General features: G+C 63.8%; 12 protein-coding genes. 5 read left to right on the top strand and 7 right to left on the bottom strand.

The window, feature by feature from the left end:
- The first annotated feature begins 32 nt into the window (after positions 1–32).
- From QYM41_RS16330 to QYM41_RS16315, 4 genes are all read left to right on the top strand, one after another.
- Positions 33–2,258 (top strand): type IV secretory system conjugative DNA transfer family protein, encoded by a 2,226-nt coding sequence (locus tag QYM41_RS16330; protein WP_368800833.1) that lies wholly within the window; start codon positions 33–35, stop codon positions 2,256–2,258.
- Positions 2,259–2,526: 268 nt separating this feature from the next.
- Positions 2,527–4,872, top strand: a complete 2,346-nt coding sequence (locus QYM41_RS16325; protein WP_368800832.1) for a hypothetical protein — start codon at positions 2,527–2,529, stop codon at positions 4,870–4,872.
- A 22-nt stretch (positions 4,873–4,894) separates the two neighbouring features.
- A complete protein-coding gene (locus tag QYM41_RS16320) occupies positions 4,895–6,916 on the top strand; it encodes a hypothetical protein (RefSeq protein ID WP_368800831.1) in 2,022 nt (673 codons plus the stop codon).
- Between the two features lie 489 nt (positions 6,917–7,405).
- Positions 7,406–10,306, top strand: a complete 2,901-nt coding sequence (locus tag QYM41_RS16315; protein WP_368800830.1) for a CHAT domain-containing protein — start codon at positions 7,406–7,408, stop codon at positions 10,304–10,306.
- A gap of 180 nt (positions 10,307–10,486) precedes the next feature.
- Here QYM41_RS16315 and QYM41_RS16310 read toward each other — a convergent pair whose 3' ends face one another.
- The 7 genes from QYM41_RS16310 to mobC all read right to left on the bottom strand — a co-directional run bounded on the left by QYM41_RS16310 (position 10,487) and on the right by mobC (position 18,998).
- Positions 10,487–12,043: a site-specific integrase gene (locus QYM41_RS16310; RefSeq protein WP_368800829.1), complete on the bottom strand. Its 1,557-nt coding sequence runs from the start codon at positions 12,041–12,043 to the stop codon at positions 10,487–10,489.
- Positions 12,036–12,380 (bottom strand): helix-turn-helix domain-containing protein, encoded by a 345-nt coding sequence (locus tag QYM41_RS16305; protein WP_047803140.1) that lies wholly within the window; start codon positions 12,378–12,380, stop codon positions 12,036–12,038. The genes QYM41_RS16310 and QYM41_RS16305 overlap by 8 nt, the downstream gene beginning before the upstream one ends.
- The gene (locus tag QYM41_RS16300; protein WP_368800828.1) at positions 12,377–13,489 is read right to left on the bottom strand and encodes a tyrosine-type recombinase/integrase; all 1,113 of its coding nucleotides are present in this window, start codon (positions 13,487–13,489) and stop codon (positions 12,377–12,379) included. The genes QYM41_RS16305 and QYM41_RS16300 overlap by 4 nt, the downstream gene beginning before the upstream one ends.
- A gap of 491 nt (positions 13,490–13,980) precedes the next feature.
- Positions 13,981–16,059, bottom strand: a complete 2,079-nt coding sequence (locus QYM41_RS16295; RefSeq protein WP_368800827.1) for an ATP-dependent nuclease — start codon at positions 16,057–16,059, stop codon at positions 13,981–13,983.
- Positions 16,060–16,324: 265 nt separating this feature from the next.
- Positions 16,325–17,095 carry a hypothetical protein gene (locus QYM41_RS16290; RefSeq protein ID WP_368800826.1) on the bottom strand — a complete coding sequence of 257 codons (771 nt, stop codon included), beginning with the start codon at positions 17,093–17,095 and terminating at the stop codon, positions 16,325–16,327.
- Between the two features lie 2 nt (positions 17,096–17,097).
- Positions 17,098–18,612: a relaxase/mobilization nuclease domain-containing protein gene (locus tag QYM41_RS16285; protein ID WP_368800825.1), complete on the bottom strand. Its 1,515-nt coding sequence runs from the start codon at positions 18,610–18,612 to the stop codon at positions 17,098–17,100.
- Entirely contained in the window at positions 18,609–18,998 is a 390-nt protein-coding gene (mobC, locus tag QYM41_RS16280) for a plasmid mobilization relaxosome protein MobC (protein WP_368800824.1), read from the bottom strand. Before mobC ends, QYM41_RS16285 begins: the two co-directional genes overlap by 4 nt.
- Before the next feature lie 216 nt (positions 18,999–19,214).
- Between mobC and QYM41_RS16275 the strand changes: the two genes are divergently transcribed.
- Positions 19,215–19,550 (top strand): hypothetical protein, encoded by a 336-nt coding sequence (locus QYM41_RS16275; protein WP_368800823.1) that lies wholly within the window; start codon positions 19,215–19,217, stop codon positions 19,548–19,550.
- Positions 19,551–20,246 lie beyond the last annotated feature (696 nt).

Raw genomic sequence — 20,246 nt, 5'->3', positions numbered from 1 at the left:
CCCGACCTCGTCACCGATCAAGGAGCACTGTCATGACCGAACACCTCCCCACCACAGGCCACACCGTCCCCGCCGAGCCGGCAGGATCAGCCGCTGTGGCCATCACCGCCGCCCACGAACTCAGCGCCAGAGGCTACGAGCACGCCCGGCGCATTGTGTGGCCGCGGGTGCTGGGTCTGCTGGCCGCGGCCCCGGACACCGAGCTTTCCCTGTCCTTCGAAGCCGACCAGCGCGGCACCATCGCAGGCCTCGTGGAGATCACCGGGGGGCCGCTGAGCGACCCGGAAGAGGTCCTCACCGCGATCGCTCGGGCCCTGGCTCCGGTCTACACCACCACCCCGGCCCACACCCCGGCCGCCCCACCGGTGGACCAGGACGGTGGCCACGTGATGGTGTGGGGGCTGTCGCGGATGGAAGGGCTCGGGCTGGATCTGGACCTGGACTTCGGCGGGTTCCCCGTCGCCGCCGGCCGTGAGCTGCTCGAGGCCCTGGTACTGGCCCCCGGATACCGGGTGCGCCTGTGCGCCCGCTCCACCACGGCCCTCAGCGTCCAGGGCCTGCCCTGCCTGGACCTGCGCCTGGAACTCACCGCCCCGACCCGGTCCACGCACCTGCCCCTGGAACTGCGGGCGGTGATGGACCGAGTCCTCCCGGGCCACCGCACCGGCCCCGGGGACGGCGGGTTCCGACTGTCCTTCATCGACGCCCAGGTGTTGCCGGTGCTGCCCGTAGCCGCCGGCGCCCCGCTGCCCGGGATGGCGACCGCCGAGACTGCCACCATTGCCGTGCGCCACCGCCCCGGGAAGACCGAACCGATCACCGGCCCGCTCCTGGGCACCCTGCACTACCCTTCCGGGGCACCCGGGGCGGCGGTGCTGGGCGAGGCTGAGCAGCTGCGCCATGTGCACGTGACCGGGCGCACCGGCACCGGCAAGTCCTCCCTGCTGACCTCGATGGCCGTCACCGCCGCCGCCGCCGGACAAGGCATGGTCGTGCTGGACCCCCACGGGGAGCTGGTCGAGCGCATCGCCAACACCTTGCCGCACACCGCCCTGGAGCGCACCGTGATGATCCGCTCCGGGGACCTCCAGCACCCCATCCCGATCAACCCGCTGGCCACCACGGACCCGGTCGAACAAGACCTGGCGATCGCGGAACTCATCGCGGCGTTCTACACGATCTTCGACCCGCGCCACGAAGGGATCATCGGCCCGCGCTTCGAACAAGTCATGGCCATGTCCCTGCGCACCCTCATCGCCTACCGCGGCACCCGGGCGTCCCTGTTGGAAGTCCCAAGACTGCTCACCGACCCAGGTTTCGCCCGCCGGGCCCGGGCGGCAGTGACCGACCCGGCAGTCACCGGGTTCTGGGCCAACCACGACCGCTCCCAGACCAGCAACGACCACGGGGAACTGATCTCCTGGGTCACCTCCAAATGGGAACGGTTCACCACCACCGCCGCCGTGCGCGCCGTTCTCGGCTCTGGGCAAGACACCCTGGAGATGACCACCGCCATGGACACCAACGCAATCGTGCTGATCGACCTGTCCACCGCCGATCTGGGGTCGATGGCAGCTGAGCTGTTGGGCTACCTCCACCTCACCCGCATCTGGACCGCCACCCGGCGCCGCACCAACCGCACCCCGTTCACCGTCATCGTCGATGAGGCCCAGTCATTCATGGCCGGGGCCCTGCCGACCATGCTCGCCGAAGGCCGCAAATTCGGGCTCTCGGTGGTCATCGCCCACCAGCACCTCGCCCAACTACCCCCCGCGCTCTCGGCGGCACTGGCCGGCAACACCGCCACCCAGATCGCCTTCCGCGCCGGACGCCCCGACGCCGAAACACTGTGCGCACGTATGGGCGGCCACCACCACCCGCCGACCCTCACAGAACTACCCGACCTCACCGCCCTCGTCCAACGCACCGGAGGAAACACCACCACCCATCCCTTCACCATCCACGTCCACCAACAACCCCCACGAACCACCGCCGCCTCCTCTGCGACAGGTCTGGAGGACCTTCTCACCAAAACCCACTGCCTCTTCGGGACCCGCAACCATGGTCCCGACCCCGACGCTGTGGCCGCTGAAGAAGAACAACGGCAACAGAAGGAGAAATTCGAACGCCTCCGCCAAGAACGCCTCGCCCGCGCCACCCCCCACGAGCGAACCACCACAGCACCGCCCGGCGCACTTGCCACCGGGGCCGCGCTGCTGGAGGACTACCGCAGACGGATTCACACCACCTCCGACTGAACCGCCAGGCGAGGAACAGACGCCGCAAGCCTCCGCCGGAGAAGGTTGGCCCAGGTCAGATGGCAACACCTCTGGTGCCACATCTGCAGAGAGAGCGCGGCCGGCAGAGCAGGGGCTATACGCCCCGACCGTGGCCCGCCAGCCGCGCACGGAACAAGAAAGAGCAGATTGTTGCCCCGGCTACGTCTGGTGGTTCACCGCACAGGACGTTCACAATGGGAAAGGACATTGTTCGCCCTGTCTACAGGGGCGGGGGAGGAGCAAGACTGTGCCATCACTGAACTCTTTGACCGAGGACTTTTTCGCTCAGCGCCCTGAATTGTTTGACCCAGACGTCCCCGGTCTCCCCCTGGAGGACCTGAAGGAGATGTTCCGACTCGACCTGCGGAAGGCGCTGCGCCAAGCCCTCAGGGAGACACCAGGATCCTGGGGAGTTTCGGAGCGCTTTGAGGACCCGGAGATGGACATCTCCATGGAAGTGGAGCGTATGTCCATCACTGTGGAGACCTTGTATCGTCGGGCATTCTGGAAGCGCGCGAAAACTAAAGGGCCAGAGAACAAGGCCCAGGGGGTGCTCGCGGAGTTCCGGAAAGGACAGGTCCAGGCCGCCGTTCAGAGGTGGATCGCCAGTCAGAAACAGTCCGAACAGCTGGCCTATACCAAGGCCTACTCCAAGCTGAAGCGCGCTGACGGTTCCACAGAGATTAGGAAAGCAGGTCAGATCGACCAGCCATTCTCGGCAGTCGTCGAATTTGTGCGACATGGAATTCTCGCCCACATGGATCTTGAGCGCGACGACAGCACGCCCGTGGTGCAGGCGCCGTCGCTTCCGGAAGACCTGCGGCTTGCCCTCAGGTTCGCCGCTCCGCTGATGGACACTACCCGGAAGGCTGTACCTGCCCTCGATGATGACGGTCAGGACTCCGTATCGGAGACCGACAGGATTTCGTGGCCCCTTAGTTTTCAGGAAATTTTGAAGGCCTTCCGCGACAAGGCGGAGGTCAAAGCCACGAAGAAGGAAATTAAGGAAGCCGAGGAACGGTACTGCGTTCCCTTCGGGATCTTCTCCGAGGACCAGCGCACCCTGGTGGTGCGGGCTGCTTTCCTGTTGACCTCGGAAATGCCCTACCAACGATTTCAGCGTTTCATCGCAGCGAATGATCAGCGTTTGCAGGAGGCAGCCGAGAGCTCACCGCGGCGGTTGGTGAGCGCATCACTCGGCGTGCTCAGCGAAATCTGTGCCCCTGACCCACACAACCAGGATGGGGCCAAGGAAATGGTGACCTCCGTGGACTGGGAAGAGGTAGTCATCTCAGGAGCTTCCGACCAGGACGACCCGAGTCAGGAGGACCTGGAGGGACAGAAGGAGCTAGCGCCCGAGCAGGGCCAGTCCACGAAACAGCAACCCACGTCAGGGGGGTTGAGGAAAGAGGCGATCATCCCGAGCAGCTTGGATTTCCTGCGCGTGGTCGGTGGCGTTGCGGGGGTTGAACACAGGGCGGAGGCTGTCTGCGGGTGGTCTTCTTCGGTGCTGGAGCAGTCGGTGCAGGAATGGGCGGGTGAATGGCTTCCCGAACGTGTCGCGCCGCAAGATTTGCTGTGCCGCATTGCAGAGATGTTGCCCTTAACTACCCACGATGACGGTACGGGAGCTGCTGCCTCGAAGCCGTGGTACGGGACGAGTGTCCCATGGAATCCGGTGGGACGGGACATATTAGACGCATTCAAGGATTACGACAGTCGGGAACGGGTGACCGATCACGACTTGCACTACGAAGTGCTTCCCGAACTGCAGGACACCGTCCGATTCCAGACACTGCGTGCTTTTGTGCGGAAATTGATCCGCGGGGAGCACAAGGGAGAACTCTTTGAGGACCGCGGGGTGCTTGCGATGAACGGTTGGCTCAAGACGACATGGCGTGATGCTTTCAAGGGAGAACGGCAAAAGGCCGCGGCCGGGTACTCCCGTCTGATGGCCGATGCACGGGCAATCGTGGATCCGGCTTATATCTCGGGTTCTGATGTGAACAACCCGGTGTACCGGCGAGCCACCAAGGGGATCGAGGCGGAGTCGGTTGAGGGGGCCCTGGGCGGTCAGACGTTGCGGCCCTACGGGTTGGCGCCTCTCTGCCAAAGCAACGACAGCTACCGCTGGAACCTTGCCGGCATCCCATTGCCCCACCTCGACGAAGATGAGCGCACCAGCCTGGCCAATGGCGGGTGGACACGCTATCTGACCGGCACAACCACTCCCGAAGCCCAGTACATCCGTCGCGCGCTGGGCCGAATTATCACCGCCAAGGAACCGCTGCTTTATCACCCCATCAACGTCCAGGCCATGGAATGGTGCGACGGGATCGCAGGGGAGTCCCTGCACCAGGCGGCCGAAAACCTGCAAAACCTGGAGAGATACGTCCGGGATCAACGGAAAAGGAAGGCATCCTTCCGCGGCGTGAAACCACTTGGCGCGTTGTGCCAGTCGATGGGCCTGGATCCGCACGAGCGGCCCACTCTGGAGGTGGAAACAGCGCACCTGCTCTACCAGTGCCTGTTGCTCGACGCCCTCACCCTCACCTACCACGATCTGCTCAGGCCCGAGATGCTCACGAACTGAAGACTCAAAGGAAGAGTTCGCCATGACCACCGACACGACCACCGATTCACCCACCAGCCCCGCCGCGGACCTCACTGTGGACCATGACGAGGCCACGCTGAAGCTCTCCAGGCCGTTGAGCACCCCGGTGCCCACGGTCACGCTGTTCGTCTCGAACTCCACCAGCGTCGAGATCGACATCACCGACACCACAGCCCCCGTGATGGTGGACTGCCAGGACGTGGAAGAAGACGAGTACACGCTGGAAGACCTTTTGGGCCCGGAGCTGTTCCAGGAGGCGATGTCCGTGACCGGGGCCGGTGCCACGGTGCGTTTCCGCGGCGGGGCGCTGTGGGAGTCCCTGACGCGGCTGGCGATGGAGAAGTGGAACCTGCGTTGGAACCCGTTGCCGCTGTCGACACACCTGTCCCAGGCCGGGACCTACGTCGCGGCCCGCCAGACCATGGCCTTGGGTGGTTTCGAGGAAGCGATCGCCACCCGTGGGGTGGCCAAGCCTGTGCTCACCACCCTGGCCCGACTCGATCCCCGCGCCCTGCCTTCTCAGGCGCGCGAGGTCGTGACCGGGGCAGTGACCACAGGCCGAGCCGGAGGCCTCCTCGAACAGCTCGAATATTCGGCCGACACGGCTGCCTTGCCGGAACCGGCCTCGGTGCCCGATACCGCGGAGGTCCTGCTGCCGGCTGACCTGGGCGTGGCGACCGCAGGGTTCGTCGAGCTGGACGCCCGAGGGAGTGTCACCGAGTTGCGCGGCACCCCGGACTGGCGGCTCACCGGCACCGGTGTGTTCGCCCCCGGGGAGGAGACGCTCATCGCCCGGACAAACACCACCGAGGGCGACGGTACCGTCCTGGAGATCACTGCCCCCCTGCTGGTGCCGGTGGGTCGAGAGCGGGCCGAGCAACTGCCGTCCTATGAGGCCGTGCTCACCGAAGCCGGCACCGGCCGCCTGCTGGGAGTCACCGCACTAAGCCTGTCCGCCGACGGGCGCTCCCTCACCGGCCGGATGCCCACCACCCGCCCCTTAGAAATCACCGACCTGCTCGACGTGCGAATCGCCACCACGGCTCTGCCGGTACGAGTCGATGCCGCTCAACGGCTACGCGACCGCCTGGTGCGCGACGCCGCCCGGGCAGTGGCCCTGGAACGCATTCAACAGGCACAAGGAGTCCAAGAGGACCCCCAAGCCAGGCAGAAGCTGATTCGAATTTGGGAACATTTCCTGGAGGAGCTCACCAGCGGCGCGGTAATCCTGAGCGCGGAGGAACAAATCCCTAAAGCCTGGCGCTACTACGCCGAACGACAGGCCCTGGATGTAACTCAGCGAACGGACCAGCACGTCAAAAAGCGCCGTCAGGAAAAGCTGCTGGATTCAAACGTTAATGGCGTTACAGGCCTCTCGCCTCGACCGACGCCGGGGCCCACCTTGGCTGAGCTCCACCTCAGCGGACAGCTGGAGTCTCGATCGACGCAACGAGAGCTCGACAAAGTTCGCTCGCTGCTGGACGGAGCCTCTAACGAGCTTGCACAACAGGCCTCTACCATCCCTGCTCAAGAGATTACTACGGCTGAGGAATTGACCGACGCAAAAGTGGCAGAAATTCTGGCGGCTTGGAGCGCTGAGATACGAGTGCCTGCTCTCCGTGCATCGCAGGAGCAGGCCCCGGCCCCGAGTGAACGCCATATTGTGCCCATCGATGACGAGACAACCTTCCAGGCGCTAGTGGGGCGAGCTCGTCGCCGCAGCGAACCCTGGTTGAGAGCGGAAGTAATCCTTAAAAAAGAAGGCTCGGACGTGGTGATGACGGTGATCGTCACTGTGCCCAGGGAATCCCAGACGGAGCTGCTGGTATCTTCCAGCATTATGCTTGGGGGCCAAGTATGGCAAATGGTCCTTGAGCCCGAACCGGCGCAAGGACCCTCCATTACTTACAAGTTAGTAGGGCGCCGATTGTTGCCTGTCGCGGATTTGCCGACCGTGATGGGTTCCACCGATGATAAAAACACCATCCCGGTAAAGCTGTCCCTGCAGGTGACCCGACGCTGATGGACATAGGGTACCCCCTAATTAGGGAAACTAAACTACCCACTGAGGCACCCTTTGTCAGATTGAATGGGACATGCTTATAGATCATCAATAAGGGCGAGGCCGTGACCCAGAGCGTTGAGACTGACTCGGTTGATGGAACATTGGGGCCGCATGACAAATCATCGATCGGAGCTGTTCAGTAGTCACGGCGCGTCTATAAGGGATTTTTCCGCTTCTTCAAAGGTAATCGAAAACGGTTACTAAGGATCAGGCTTACATCGGTTAGCAGAGGAGTGAGGAATACGCATGGAATTAACAACAGGGCCCAGTGATAGTGAAGGCGCACAAACCTGGAAGGAATTCCTGGCCCATGCGGAAACTTCACCGAATAAGACAATGGAGCGGGAACTGCTTATGCAGATCCTTCTTACGCATTCGAAAGTCATCCCACGGAGCACTTTCAGGCCCCGCGCAAACCGGACCCCGCCTGGAAGGCCGTCTAAGGCCGTGGTGCGTGAGGCCGGTCAGCGATTAGTTGCTCTGTCCTCCGACCTAACAAATTCGGTGTGCCGAACCCAAAAAATTTTGGGGCTCTTGACCTCCGTCGCGAATCCCGCCACAGCCCAACGCGATAACCGCGCCCAATGGGAGACACCCATCGCGCGGCAGGTGGCTGCTCAGGCGGTGGCCGAGGCGGAGGACCTCGGGGACCCGGATGTTCTGTGCTGGGCGCTGGAGGCCGCGGCCAGGTATGCCCGTCTAAACACGGATCTACCCGAGGCACTGGAACTCGCTTATCGTGCGATGGAGGCTGGGCGGCAGGCCATGGACAGTGACCAGCCGTGGATGCCCGGATTGGCGGCCGGTTCTCCTGGGTGGTTGCCGGAGGACCGGATCACCCGCACCGTGGTCGCCCTCACCGCAGCTAGCCTCATCAGTGACTGCACCTCTGCTTTGGGTCGTTACACCGACTGGAAGCAGAGCATTAACCTCCGCCTCGAGCTGGCTGGAAGCATCCGTGACCAGCGTCCTTATTATCTGGCTCGAGCCTTGATGGGAAAGGCGGGGCTGGCGCGTGCTGTGGGGGATCGACCTGGTTTTCTAGCAGTAGAGCAGGAGCTTGAAAAACTCGCCGCCGAGGACAACGGAGACGGTGATCTCATCCGGCCACTGTTTGGGGTTCGGACGTCCAACGCGGCCATCATGCGGGACTGGACGACCTACCTTAAAGTTGCCCAGGAAAGACTGTCCTTTGTTCTCCAGTTGGTGCGTCGGCAGGCGGAGGAGGCGGATCTGCCGGATCGGTTGGAGACGGTGGAGGAGGTACTGGATTTTCTTCACGCCCGGGGCGACCGAACCCTGACTGCGGCAATCGGCAATGCATGCCTCAATCAAGGTACCGCTCTCTATCATCGCGGGGACACTCGTATTCGCGAGGAAGCAGTCGACACTGCCTTGAGCTTGTTCCGCACTGCTTGCCACGCCTATGAAGGCTACGGCGGCAACGGATTCTCAGCTGTGCGACTGAGCCGCGCCCGCATGCTGGTCTCAGCTGCAACCCATCGGATCAAAACTGCTGAAGCCACAGACGAATTTCTAGAACTTAGCCACATCGGGCTGGAAGGCGCTCTTCGTCGTAATGCGTTGTTGGAGGCGGCGCGGCTGGGCACGCCGGGGGATGAGCGGGTGTTGGCGCGGCTCGAGGAAGTGCTGGCCGGACCGGTTTCGACTCATCATCCGCGGTTGAAGGCGGCTTTGGCGTTGTGGCACCGGCGCAATGCTCAAATCAATGTTGAGACCGCGAACTGGGAGCTGGTGGAGGCTCTTGCCCGGGAGGCGGCTGGGGAGCTGGTCGTGGAGGGCCGGCACCTCGATGCCCCCCTGAGCTTGGAATGCTGGTCGACGGTGCTGGAAGCCCACCGCCATCAGCACGGGGACACTTCCCCGGAGCAGGAAATGCAGATTTCCTTGCAGGCAGTGCACTGTCTGGCCGTGCACCTGCTGACCGTCACCCACCCGGCGGAGCGGGCTCGCGTCGCCCAGGAACACGCCCAGGTCTATCCCGATGCCGCCGATCTGGCCGTGCGCCTGGGGGATGCTCAGGCGGCGGAACTGGTCATGGAAGCGGTCCGGCGCAACCGGGTGGGCCTGCTGCTGGGAGAACTGTCGACCAACCCCGAGGTGGGTCAGGTGGTGCGCGAGGCCGCCAGCCGGATCGTGGCCGCCAATGCCGCGGTCCCTGACATCCGTGACATCACCGATCAAGACGCGTCTCGGTCCTGGACAACCCGATCGGTCGCCGACATCACCGCCAATCAGGCCGCGGCACTGGAAGCGGCCGCCAGTGTCATCGGGCCGGCCTCCGTGCTCGCTGACTTCGGTCAGCTACCGGTGCTGCGATCGGAACACCTGGTGCGCCAAGGCCTCGCGGCCGGGCGCGCACGCGCTGTGCTGCAGCTTTACCGTGTTCCGGCGCCCACGCCCGGTGGGCAGGACCGGTTGTTCTGGGCCGTGACCGTCCCCGACGGCGATCAGGTGGTAAGCACCTGTGGGCTAAGTCTTCTGCCATACATTGGGGAGTTCTCCCTTGAAGAGGCGGACTTCTGGACTGTTCACGCTGCGCTGGCTTTCCTGTTGTTGCCCGAACCACTGCGCACCTACCTACGGGACAACCGGGGGCAGTGGCCCGTGGAACTGGTCATCGTTCCTACCGGGTTGCTCGGGATACCCTTCGACAACCTCGCCGTCGACGACGAGACACTCCTCATTGACTGCGCGGATGTGGTGTTCACGGGTTCCTTGGCGATGACCGATGCCTTGAGCAGCCGGCCCCCAGAGGATGCGGCCCCAAAATGGTTGAGCGTCTACGACCACCACCGACTTGCCCATGCCGTAACGGAGAGTCAGGCCATGGCTAACAGCCATGCGCCGGTGGACCAGGCCGAGGGCGCTGCGGCGTTGCACCAGGCGCTGGGAGGCGCCGGGCGCGATTACGAAGTCTTCGCTCTGGGGGTCCACGGCAGTCAGGACCGCACCGGGTGGGGGCAGACCAAACTGCTGCCCGACGGGACCAGCGTCACCGCCGCGGAAGCCCTGAGGTGGTCCGCGCCGCGCTACAGCGTGCTCTCGTCCTGTCACTCCACCATGGAGACGATCGAGGGAAGCGAACTCAGCGGCTTCCCGGCCGCATTGTTACTACGAGGGTCCACCACCGTGATCGGATCCCTGCACGCCATCGACGATGCCGCCACCGCCGCGGTCATGGCCCGGTGCTGGATCCTTCTAGGAGCAGGACACCCACCGTCCCACGCCTTGGCCGAAGCCAAACGGCAATGGCTCCACCACCACCCCGACCAATGGCCCCAACCCTGGCTGTGGGCACCACTAATCACCTACGGCACCCACTAACACCGGGACTGGTGCATAACCAGGCGGCATCCTAGCTAGCTTGCCCTTGGGGAAAACACAGCCAAGGCCTGCGGGCGCGGCCGAGCAGTCACTGACCAATCCGTAGACAGCGGGGGGCATGAGAGCAATATGATTTCATTGATGGGAAAGTGCGTTATCCGTTTCTTCGGTGATCGTGGGTCATCGGGGCTGTTGGTGTTTCAGGTCGATGTAGTCGGACATGGGTGTGGCGGATCGGGCGGCGTGCTGGGCGATGATGTCGGGGCTGTAGCCGAGGAGATCGATCAGGGTTCGTGCGTCGACTTCTTGGGTGAGGTCGCGCAGGGTGGCGTTGCGGGCGCGTTGGGCGTCAATGCCGAGGACTTTGAGCCTGCCGGAGAGAGTGTTCGGGTGCAGGTGCCGGCCCGCACGGGTGCCAGGGAACAGCCACGGCGTGCCGGTGTTGATGGTGTTCTGGTGCCCGGGATCCTGCAGGTGCTGCCAGAACACCTCGGTGAGCGCTTCGGGAATGGCTGTCGGGGTGGTCCCGAGGGTGAGGAGCATGCCGTCCGGGGTGGCCGTGAGGTGTTCCCGGCGGAGCAGGACGATTTTGTTCAGGGGATGGGCCCACAGCAGCAGGATCAGCCCGGCCAGGCGGGTGGAGCTGGTGACCTGGCGGTGTTCGAGGCAGTTTCGGAGGAGCTCGAGGCGCTGCGTCTGGGTGATCATGGGCGTGGAGTGGGCGTTGCGGAACGGCACCTGAAGTGCCCCGGTGCGGTGGTCTTGGTCGTGGTTGAGCCAGCGGATGAAGGCGCGGATGTGCTTGCGGGTGCTGGGGCCGGCGCTGAGGTAGTCGTCGAGGTGGAGTTGCTGAAGTTCTTGGGCGGTCGCGTGGTGGTGTGCTCGGAGCCAGATGAGGAACTTCCCGGCTTCGGTGATCTCTTGTTTGGCCGTATGGGTGCTGGCCTGGAGATCGGTGTCGGGCTCGGCCGCCTGGGCGCGGATGCGCTCGAGGTGGTGCTCGGTGGCGAAGCGTTCGATGAGGTGGGCGGTGCCGTCGTCGGGCAGGGCCGCGATCCTGGTGGTGAGCCAGTGTTCGAACCGTGCGAGGGTCTCGTTGCCGCGGGCGTCCATCATGCGGTGGTGGACGAGCAGAGCCCGGAGGTGTTCGGTTGCGTTCGAGCGGGGGAGACGGTCGAAGGCGTCGTGGGTGAGCGCCATTTCACGGTTGCCGATGGCTTCCAGCAGGGTCCTGGCCCGGGTGCCTGGGCGCATGTAGGTGTAGACGCTTTCGGGTCGTTGGGTTGCGGTGAGCACTTTGATGAGCCGGTGCAGGCGTAGGTCCTCGCCGGGGACGAGCACGGTGGTGAGGTCGTCGGTGAGCGCGCAACGGATGCAGAGCCCGGCCCGGAATCTCTCGGCCTCGCGGTGACAGCGGGTGCAGGTCAGGGCGGTGGTGATGCCGGCGCAGTCACGGCAGAGGGGCTCTCTCTCGGTGGAGCGACCCGGGAGCATGCGGTGTTCCCCGCAGTGCGGGCAGGTGCCGTAGGTGTGGGTGGCTTCGGTGAAGCAGGCCCCGCAGATGGCCCCGTCGGGCCAGTGGAGGCGGATCTTGGCGACCTGCTGGTGGCAGCGGTCGCAGGCGTGGGGCCCGGCCGAGCGGGGTCGGCCGCGTTTGTTCGGGGTGGGGAGGCCGGTGAGCGTGGGGGGCCGGGCGGATCCGTTGCCGTCGGTGGCCGGGCGCCAGGGGTCAGTCATTGTCGTCGTCGATGATGCGGGCGCGCACGGGGCGGTAGTGGCGGAGGTCGGGGAGGTCTTCACCGGCGGCCGCGCGGTGTTGCCGGGCGGTCTTGGCGTCGGTGGCCGTGTAGGTGATCAGGTCGTTGGGCGTGACCTCGAGGGCGTCGCAGAGGGCGACGAGGACCTTGAAGGAGATCCGCTCGGGCTGCTGGGTCACGATGCGCCACACGGCGTTGGCGGTGAGGGTGATGCCGCGTTCGTGCAGCAGTTCGGCGAGGTCTTTGGCGGTGTGCACGCCGCGGCGTGCCATGATCTCGCGGACCCGCCAGGTGTAGGTGATCTCGCGTGTGCTCATGGGGCTCTCCTGGGTGCGGGCAGCCCGAGGGCTGCCTGGATGGTGCGGTCGTGGGCCCGTTCCAGGGCCAGTCGCTGGTAGTCGGGGGAGGGCAGGGAGTAGATCGAGGTCGTCGCGGCGTGCTCGTGACCGAGCTGGAGTTGGACGAAGGTGACGTCGAAGCCCGCCCCGGTGATCAGCTGTGTGGCGTAGGAGCGGCGGAAGGAGTGCAGATCGAGCCCGGGCGGGAAACCGAGCTCATCGATGAAGGCACGCAGCCGCCCGAGCAGATGCGATTCGCCCACGATCGCCCCGGTGCTGGTGGGGAAGAGGTCGCTCACCGGGTGCCCGTAGCGGGGCAGCCCGTTGCGGATCCAGTCCTGGATCATCTCCGCTGACCAGGGCCAGACGGTCAGCACGGAGCGGACCTTCTTCGCCGAGCCGCGGTGGGACTTTCCCCAGCGCACGCGCAGCACGCCGTGGCCGCCGAGATAGGGCGCCCGGTTGTTGGACGAGAAGTCCACGACCTGCAGGTGCCGCAGTTCGTTGGCGCGCAGCCCCCAGCTGTAGGCCGTCTTGAACGCGATCGCATCGCGCCAGGCGGCCACCGCACCCTTGCGCCCGGAGACCAGGATCCGCTCGACCTCCAGATCGGCCAGGTCGAACAGCTCCTGCAGCTCGGCCTGGGTGAAAGGGCGTTTGGCCGGGCGCGCCTCGGTGGGCTGGGCATGGGTGAGGCGGTTGAGCTCGGTCACGACCTGGGCGAAGACCTGCCCGAACGACCTCGCGGCCTGCTCGCACCAGTCGTAGTGCGGATCGCAGGCGTAGTCGCAGAACAGCTTGATCGCCCCCTGATAGGAGCGCACGCTCCCGTGGGAGAGGTTGCGCACCGCGCGGGCGTGGGAGAAGAAGTCGTCCGCGTCTGACAGCGTCCACTCCCACGGGTAGCGCCCGGAGAAGTCCACCAGACTCATCACGACGCTGCGCCGGGTGCGAATCGTCGCCGGCGCGAAGTCCTTCGCCCGCTGCTGAGCACCCCACCCATCCAGGACACTGGCCAGGAAGACGTCCGGATCGGGGGCTTGCCCACCGAAGGGAACGAACCGCACGTTCTCGCCATCGTGGCCCATGAGTCGTCCTTGGATGTCAGAAGATGCTTGCGATACTCGCACACAGATTGCGTGTACCGCAATCACCGCCGGAAAAGTCCAGGCCAGAAGCCGAATGGGCATGGTAGGTCCAGGTGCCATTCGCATCCCGCACTGCACGTCACCCCGCGGTGATCAAGCAGGATAAGCCCAGGTCAGAAGGCACTTGGGGGAGCATCGGGGCCGTTACCCGGAACCTCACGATGTGCAGAAACCGCGAATAGAGTCGTTGTGACTTTACATAATCGCAATTATCGGCGCTGAAGCAGGACGAGTAGAAACAGATGCGAGAACTCGTCCCACCCTGCCTACGGGCGTCTGCCCAGGCAGCGACAGGGTGCACGGCGAGCAAGCTCGGTCCTCGAGCCCTAAGTGTCCGTTACGTAGGTGCAAGTCAGCTTGCATATCTTTCGTCAAGTGAAAGGATCTCGCGGAATTGATGTGATGGACATCGGACCGTTGACCCACATCCCTCAGCCGTAGATCCTTGAAAATATACCTTCGAGTTCGTTGGCAACACTGTCAGCATCCTCACCGTGTACCTCTCGCAAGGATTCGATGCTTGTGGTGGTTCTACAGAACTCGATAGCTATCGCGACCTTGTCACTCCCTGCCTTTGTACCGCAGTAGGTCTCCAGATCGCCGCGCCTCAAAACGTACACATTCTCTTCGGCCAAAGACGAAATTACGGAATCGCGCGCCGCAGAAATATTCTTTGATGAGGGATCAGTTAGCTGTGCTAGCTTAGCGTCACCGTTCCCCGCATCGAAAAGTTCGGTGAGTGTTTCATCTAACCGGCGAGCCAAATCCTCACTGGGGCCGTGTCGCCAATCCGCGAGGTGGGACTGTGCTGCAGACCAAAGTTGGCTCGCCGTTCGCCGGCTCACGATGCTGCGGACGCTATTACTGTTGGGGTCGTTTACCTCAGTGATAGCATCGCTGATCAGGCTCATCAGCCTTGAGTGCTCCGTCCGCACATCCTCATTCTTAGTCAGGTGTTCGAATCCTCGCACGAGCGCATCCAGGTCCGCTATGACATGAATTGGGATGTTGAAGCTGGAGAAAAATTGCCTATATCGGCTAATGTTTCCCTTTCCGCCGATTTTGACGAACATAATATTTCGATCTACATCATCCCATTCGGATGTGAAAAGCCTAGCCAAATGTGGATATGTGAAAGTGTCGCTATCGCCTTCAACTAGAACAACGCATTGAGCAAAGAATGCTGCTTCGTTATTTTCATGCTGGACGATTTGGTATGCATCGCGATGTTTGAGTGCGAGGTCGACCGGATGTATCGATACGCCATTCGAGGTTTTCTGGAGCCTCGCAAATCCTTTTGTCCCGGGCCGAAAAAATCCAGGAGAGTGCGTCGTCACCAGTACTTGATGCTCGTCCGCGAACGTGCCGAGAGCTTCCATCAGCTGACGCTGTGCTCGCGGATGAAGGTACAGTTCCGGTTCCTCAAAGAGGAGAATGTAGGGCGGCTTGGGAGCCTCGCTCTGAGCGCCGCCGTTCAGACCTGTGCTTCGGATGTTTGCATAGGCGCGAAGGAGGGCGAAGAGCACGGTGCGCTTGAGTCCGTCACCTTTACTGGAGATCAAGCCATCGTGCCCATCATCGACACGCAACTCGGCAACAGACAGCAGCATTGACAAGGTGGGTGCAGGGACGTTCATACGGAGTGAAACGCCAGGAAAACTTGCCTGAACAAATTCCTCAATCGTTGACTCAATGTACCGTACTGCATCAAGTCGATCATCGACTTCCAGTCCATCGTCATTCAGGGATCTGTTGAGCTTTTGATAGACCGCTTGGAACTGCTTGTTAATGTCGCTGAACTCGTCCGCCACTTCATTGAATAGCAACTCGAGAAGCTTGCCAAATGCGGAGGTTCCGGTCGATTTGGCTTCAACAGAAACGTCCTTAACCGCTTCAATGTAGATCACGGAAGGAAGGAGTGGCTTGACAGCCTGTCCAATCCCAGTGGGATAGGAAGTCGGGGTCTCTGTTAGTTCCTCCGGCGGAAGCTGCGCGACTAGTTGCTCCCAAGCATCCTTGACGTCTTGTTTAGTTGGTGAGTCGCCCAGCACGCCCTCCATCGGTGGCAGCAGCTCGACCGCTGCCTGGCGGAGTTGGGTGGCCCGCTTCCCTTTGGTCGCAGAATCAAGCGCATCGTAACTCCACATTGGGTCACTCGGGGTGAGCTTTAGATAATTAGACTCGGCTTTTCCATCGAATTCCTGGGAACGCACGATCGTGAGCACACCATCTGTCAGCATGCTAGCGACTCGATCCCTATGCGTCTCGCCCACCCTTTGCAGATCGTTCTCGTCAATTTCTTCAAACCGCAAAGTCACGCTGGCTGGCAGTGCTGGATCCCTGAAATCTTCAGCGTTGAGCTTCTTGTCTTCGAGAACAAATTGAATCGCATGAAGCACGGATGATTTTCCGGCATTGTTCTCACCGATAAGACACCCAAGCTGAGACAGTGGGATCACTGTTGATGAGTGGGCCCGAAAGTTGCTAATCGTGACATGTGCGAGGCGCACGGGCGGCTCCTAACTATGGTTCAGCTGGTGGCCTCGAAGATCAATGTGCCAGGCTTTGCCATCGGCCGCTTCGTCGTTGCCAAGGTTGCTCTCGAGACTATCAACTAAGCGGACATGATCGGTTGCACGACATAGGGTGCCATTTAGGCGTACCACAGGGGCGTCGCTACGCCTCCATTGGGACCCAGGCTTTCACCTCATTCCGTATAGCAATACACGACTGGGCAGGGACGGGGGACGCACGGCTCCTCCGTGGGAACGCGGTTCAGTCCAGGCCCATGTCCCTCTGGCGCCCCGCGCCGCGACCAATGGTTTTGCGGGCCTTGGGACCTCGTTGGATGGACCTCACCGCGTCGATCGGTGGCGTGCCCTGATCTCGCTCGGCGGCCAGACGGGCCTGGACACCGTCCCGGCCTGCTTCGGTGCCACCAAGGGCGGCCATGAGGCTGTCTGCCAGGCGTGCTCGGCGGTCTCCGGAGTCCCAGAGTTCTTCGGCGTCGGCGGCCGCGTGGCGGGTGTCCGTGTCGTTCTGCAGGTCGCCTTGCGCGGCTACTGCAGCGTGGCGGGTTGCTTCGGCGTGGTCGCGCTGCGCGTCATTTGCTTCGCGGGCCGCCAGCTCGTGGTCGGGAGAGTCGGTGCGCTGCTGTTCCCGTGCGTGGTCGGTCAGGTAGTCCTCCACGTTTAATCCGTGCCGGTCCTTCACTTCCTTCTCGATCCGCCCTCGTGCGGCCCGGGCGACTTCGTCGTGGTGCTCCCACTGCCGGGCCAGTCCGTAGTGGCCGGCGATGTCTTCCGGCTTGGCGGTCTCCCAGAATCGGTCCTGGTCCACGGGGGCGAGTTCGGTGCGCATCACGGCGCGTTCGGCTTCGAAGCGTTCTTCGAGCTCGCGTCGCCGGTGCTGGTGTTCCATGAGGCGTTGGCGGAGTCGCTCGGCGCGTTGGCGGGCCATCATCTCGCCCCAGCGGCCGGCCACGGCCATCGCCGCTTGGAGGTCCCGGGAGAGCAGGTCGTTCACGCCGTCGGGTTGTGTGCTCATCGCTACAGCTCCATTCCGTGCTCGTCTCGGGTGTGCTCAACGTAGGGTCGGGCCGTAGTTGTAGGCCCCTGGGTTTCCCGCAGCGCCCCGCGCTCACGCGCGGGGCCGGCATGGGAGGTAGCGCGCGCCGGCACGGGAGCCTCCACCTCGGGCAGGGGCCCGGCCACCACGGCCAGGTGCTGTTCGAAGGCGTCATTGATGAGCTGGGTCTCGCGCAGCTCTTTGTTGGTCTGGTGCATCTCGTAGAACGCCTGGGTCATCCGCAGCATCTGATTCATGATCAGCGCCTGCGCCATGGGAGACGGCGCCCGGGTGCCCGCCAACAAGAAGGCCGTGGTGCCACTGGTGCGCAGCGGCGCTTCCAGCGGCGTGGTGATTTTCACCCCAGATCGGTGCGCGGACCGTGCCAGCACCCGGGCAGTGCGCCCCAGCGGCCCCTGCCCGTCCTCGGTCGCATGGGACCATGCCGCGAACACCCCGGAGGCTTCACGAGCCGCGTGCGCCCAGGATTGGTGGTCGTCCGGTGCGATGGTGACCAGCCGCCGGCGCACCTCTTTCAACTCTCCGGCCAACCTCCGGGCGGTCTCCTCGTCCAGGGCCGCACCGGGGGCGTCGGGGTGCACGATGCGGCGGTGCCGCTTGGCCGCCATCCATTCATCCGACGCCTCTTGGGCGAACTCGGGGGTGTCCGGCCAGCGGGTCCGCAGAGAGGGAAGGGTGAGGTCCTGGGCGAGCTTGCCGCCCCCGAACCACAGCGGCCGCATCCCCTTAGGCGGACGCTCCGCCACCGAGTACCCGGTCACCACCGAGTCGGTGCCGGCGGCGAACCGCGGGTGCACGAGCAGCTTCGCCCGACGCAGCTGCCGCACGAACTGCGCCTCCGATTCAGCGGCCACCGCGCACGCCCGCACGGTGCGCTCCAGCGCGAACCGGGTCGGTTCCCTGGTGCTGTCCCGGGTGATCTCTCCCTGCTGCAACCACCGTTCGGAGTGGTTGCCGAGCTGGATGAGGTTGAAGTCCTTCTCGATACCCCGGGCGACCTTCTGCGCCCGGGCGAAGTCGTTGCCATCGGCCCACTTCGTGCCGTCACCACGGATCGTGGAGGCCATGATGTGGATGTGGTCGTTGCCCTTGGTGGAACGCCCGTGATGCACCGCGACCCACTGGCAGGCGGCCTTGGCCCCGGCCTCGGTGAAGTCCATCTCGTCCATGAACTTACTCGCGATGTCGGCCCATTCCTGATCGGTGACCTCCCGCTCCTGGTACGGGATCGACAACGAGCAGTGCCAGATGTGCTTGGCGTCAGCTTCCACTCCGAAGGCGCGTCGGTTCAGGTCGATCTCGCGGGCGATGGACACCGCGGCTTCCTCGTTGAGCTGCACGTCGTCGTGCCACGCCATGATGAGCGGGGAGCCGCCCACCAGGTGCGGGTCGGTGTGCTCGTTGGCCCGGCCCGGACCCACGAGGTACTTCATCAGCCCGACCGGCTTGTCACCCTTGGTGATGTTCGGAATCACGGGATCAACTCCTCGATCTTGGCCAGCACGTCCGCTCCAAAGCGGCGGGCTTCCTGCAAGGTCTCGACCGTTTCGGGCAGCACCTCGCCGGTGCTGTTGGCGTGCCGGGCGATCTGGTTCACGTTGTTGGCGATCGTGGCCATCAGCTGTCGCATCTGGATCAGCTCGGCCAGCTGGTTCCGCCGCAGCTGCACCGCCACCGGATCCGCCGAACCGAACACCGCCTCGACCATCAATGCCGAGGGCGAGAGCCCGGTCTGCTGCTCCAGCACCATCAACTGAGCCCGCTCTGACTCTGACATGGAGACCCGGACGTACTGGGTCTTGCCCTCAATCCGCTTGCGCCTCGACTTCCACACCCGACGCGGATTCTCCTGCTCCACCACAGCACCTCTCTTTCCTTCTCGGCCCAGCGCAGCGCCCCCACCCCAGTGGGCCCCACACGACCAGTGTGCCACCGCAAAGCCCCACGGGCTAACGGTGCACCCGTTTTATGGCACATAAAACATAGCTTTGCTCCGCTGGGGCACCACGTGTGCGAAACGCCGGCTCAGCGGGCGCTGCCTCTGGAACGGAAAGTGTGCGTCCGTTAACCTGGGGGCATGGCGAAGCTCACCGACCCCCAGCAAGCAGAAGAAGCTGCTCAGCGGCTGCTCAACGACCGAATGGACTACGTCCGTCGTGCAATCACCGCACGCGGCGCCCTCGACGAGGCCCGCGAGGCCCTCAAGGAAGCCGAGAAGAACGACACCGCCGCGTTCCAGACCGCGGTCACCACCGGCGGTTGGACCGCCGAGGAACTGCGCAAAATCGGACTCTCGGCACCGGAGAAGGTGCAGCGTGTGCAGCGCCGTCGCAAGACATCCAAGAGCGGCGCCGGTTCGGCCCCCGACGATGAGCAGGAGCAGCCGACGGACTCGGCCGACGCCAACTCCTGACGGTCCTGTCCGTGGTGCACCTACTGGCCCCGTGCCCACATGTGCACGGCAAAAGCTCCATCGCTCCGCGGCTTTTCCCGCACCCATGATGGACACGGGGACCCCCACCGACCACCCGCCCACAGCCGGCAGAGCACCTCATGCGCGACCGTGACACTTCCGTAACCGCCGTCTGTGGACGGCTTCCACTGCAGGTAGCCACCGAAGCGAGCCATGGGGTGCTCCACCGATGCGCAGCAACCGACGGCTTCTCCCCGCTATGTCGGATTGCCCAAAGCTCACGTAACGACATCGCAAATTCATTGACCGCCCCGCGCACCGGGAAGATGATCACAGCACCCGATATGGGATTCGGGACCACGCCGCATCTCGCATCAGACGGTGCACAGCGGCCAGAAAATCGGGAGCCACCATGACATCACTACGTCGCCTCACTACCGCGCTTACAGCCGCCGGACTGCTGACTCTGGGGGTCGCCGGCCCCGCCGCCGCCGGGACCAGAGACACCCCTGACGACATCAAGTCTGGAGAATCCACCACGCAGGAAGCCACCGCTGTCGAGTACGGACTCCTCATCGGCCTCGTATCCGTCGTGCTTTAATCCGCTGAGGGGAGCGAATCCGTACTATCCAGTGCGGATTCGCTCCCCTGCTCGCTCCCACAGACAGACCCCGATGCTCGAATCGGTCACAACAC

The sequence above is a fragment of the Kocuria oxytropis genome, from assembly GCF_040981195.1.
In the GTDB taxonomy this organism is placed as follows: Bacteria; Actinomycetota; Actinomycetes; order Actinomycetales; family Micrococcaceae; genus Kocuria; species Kocuria oxytropis.
The sequence above is the reverse complement of the archived record's forward strand: the minus strand, read 5'-3'. Positions and strand labels throughout refer to the sequence as shown.

Coding starts and splice junctions, on each gene's coding strand:
- QYM41_RS16330 (WP_368800833.1), top strand. CDS start 33: ATGACCGAACACCTCCCCACCACAGGCCACACCGTCCCCGCCGAGCCG.
- QYM41_RS16320 (WP_368800831.1), top strand. CDS start 4,895: ATGACCACCGACACGACCACCGATTCACCCACCAGCCCCGCCGCGGAC.
- QYM41_RS16310 (WP_368800829.1), bottom strand. CDS start 12,043: ATGACTGACCCCTGGCGCCCGGCCACCGACGGCAACGGATCCGCCCGG.
- QYM41_RS16305 (WP_047803140.1), bottom strand. CDS start 12,380: ATGAGCACACGCGAGATCACCTACACCTGGCGGGTCCGCGAGATCATG.
- QYM41_RS16300 (WP_368800828.1), bottom strand. CDS start 13,489: ATGGGCCACGATGGCGAGAACGTGCGGTTCGTTCCCTTCGGTGGGCAA.
- QYM41_RS16290 (WP_368800826.1), bottom strand. CDS start 17,095: ATGAGCACACAACCCGACGGCGTGAACGACCTGCTCTCCCGGGACCTC.
- QYM41_RS16275 (WP_368800823.1), top strand. CDS start 19,215: ATGGCGAAGCTCACCGACCCCCAGCAAGCAGAAGAAGCTGCTCAGCGG.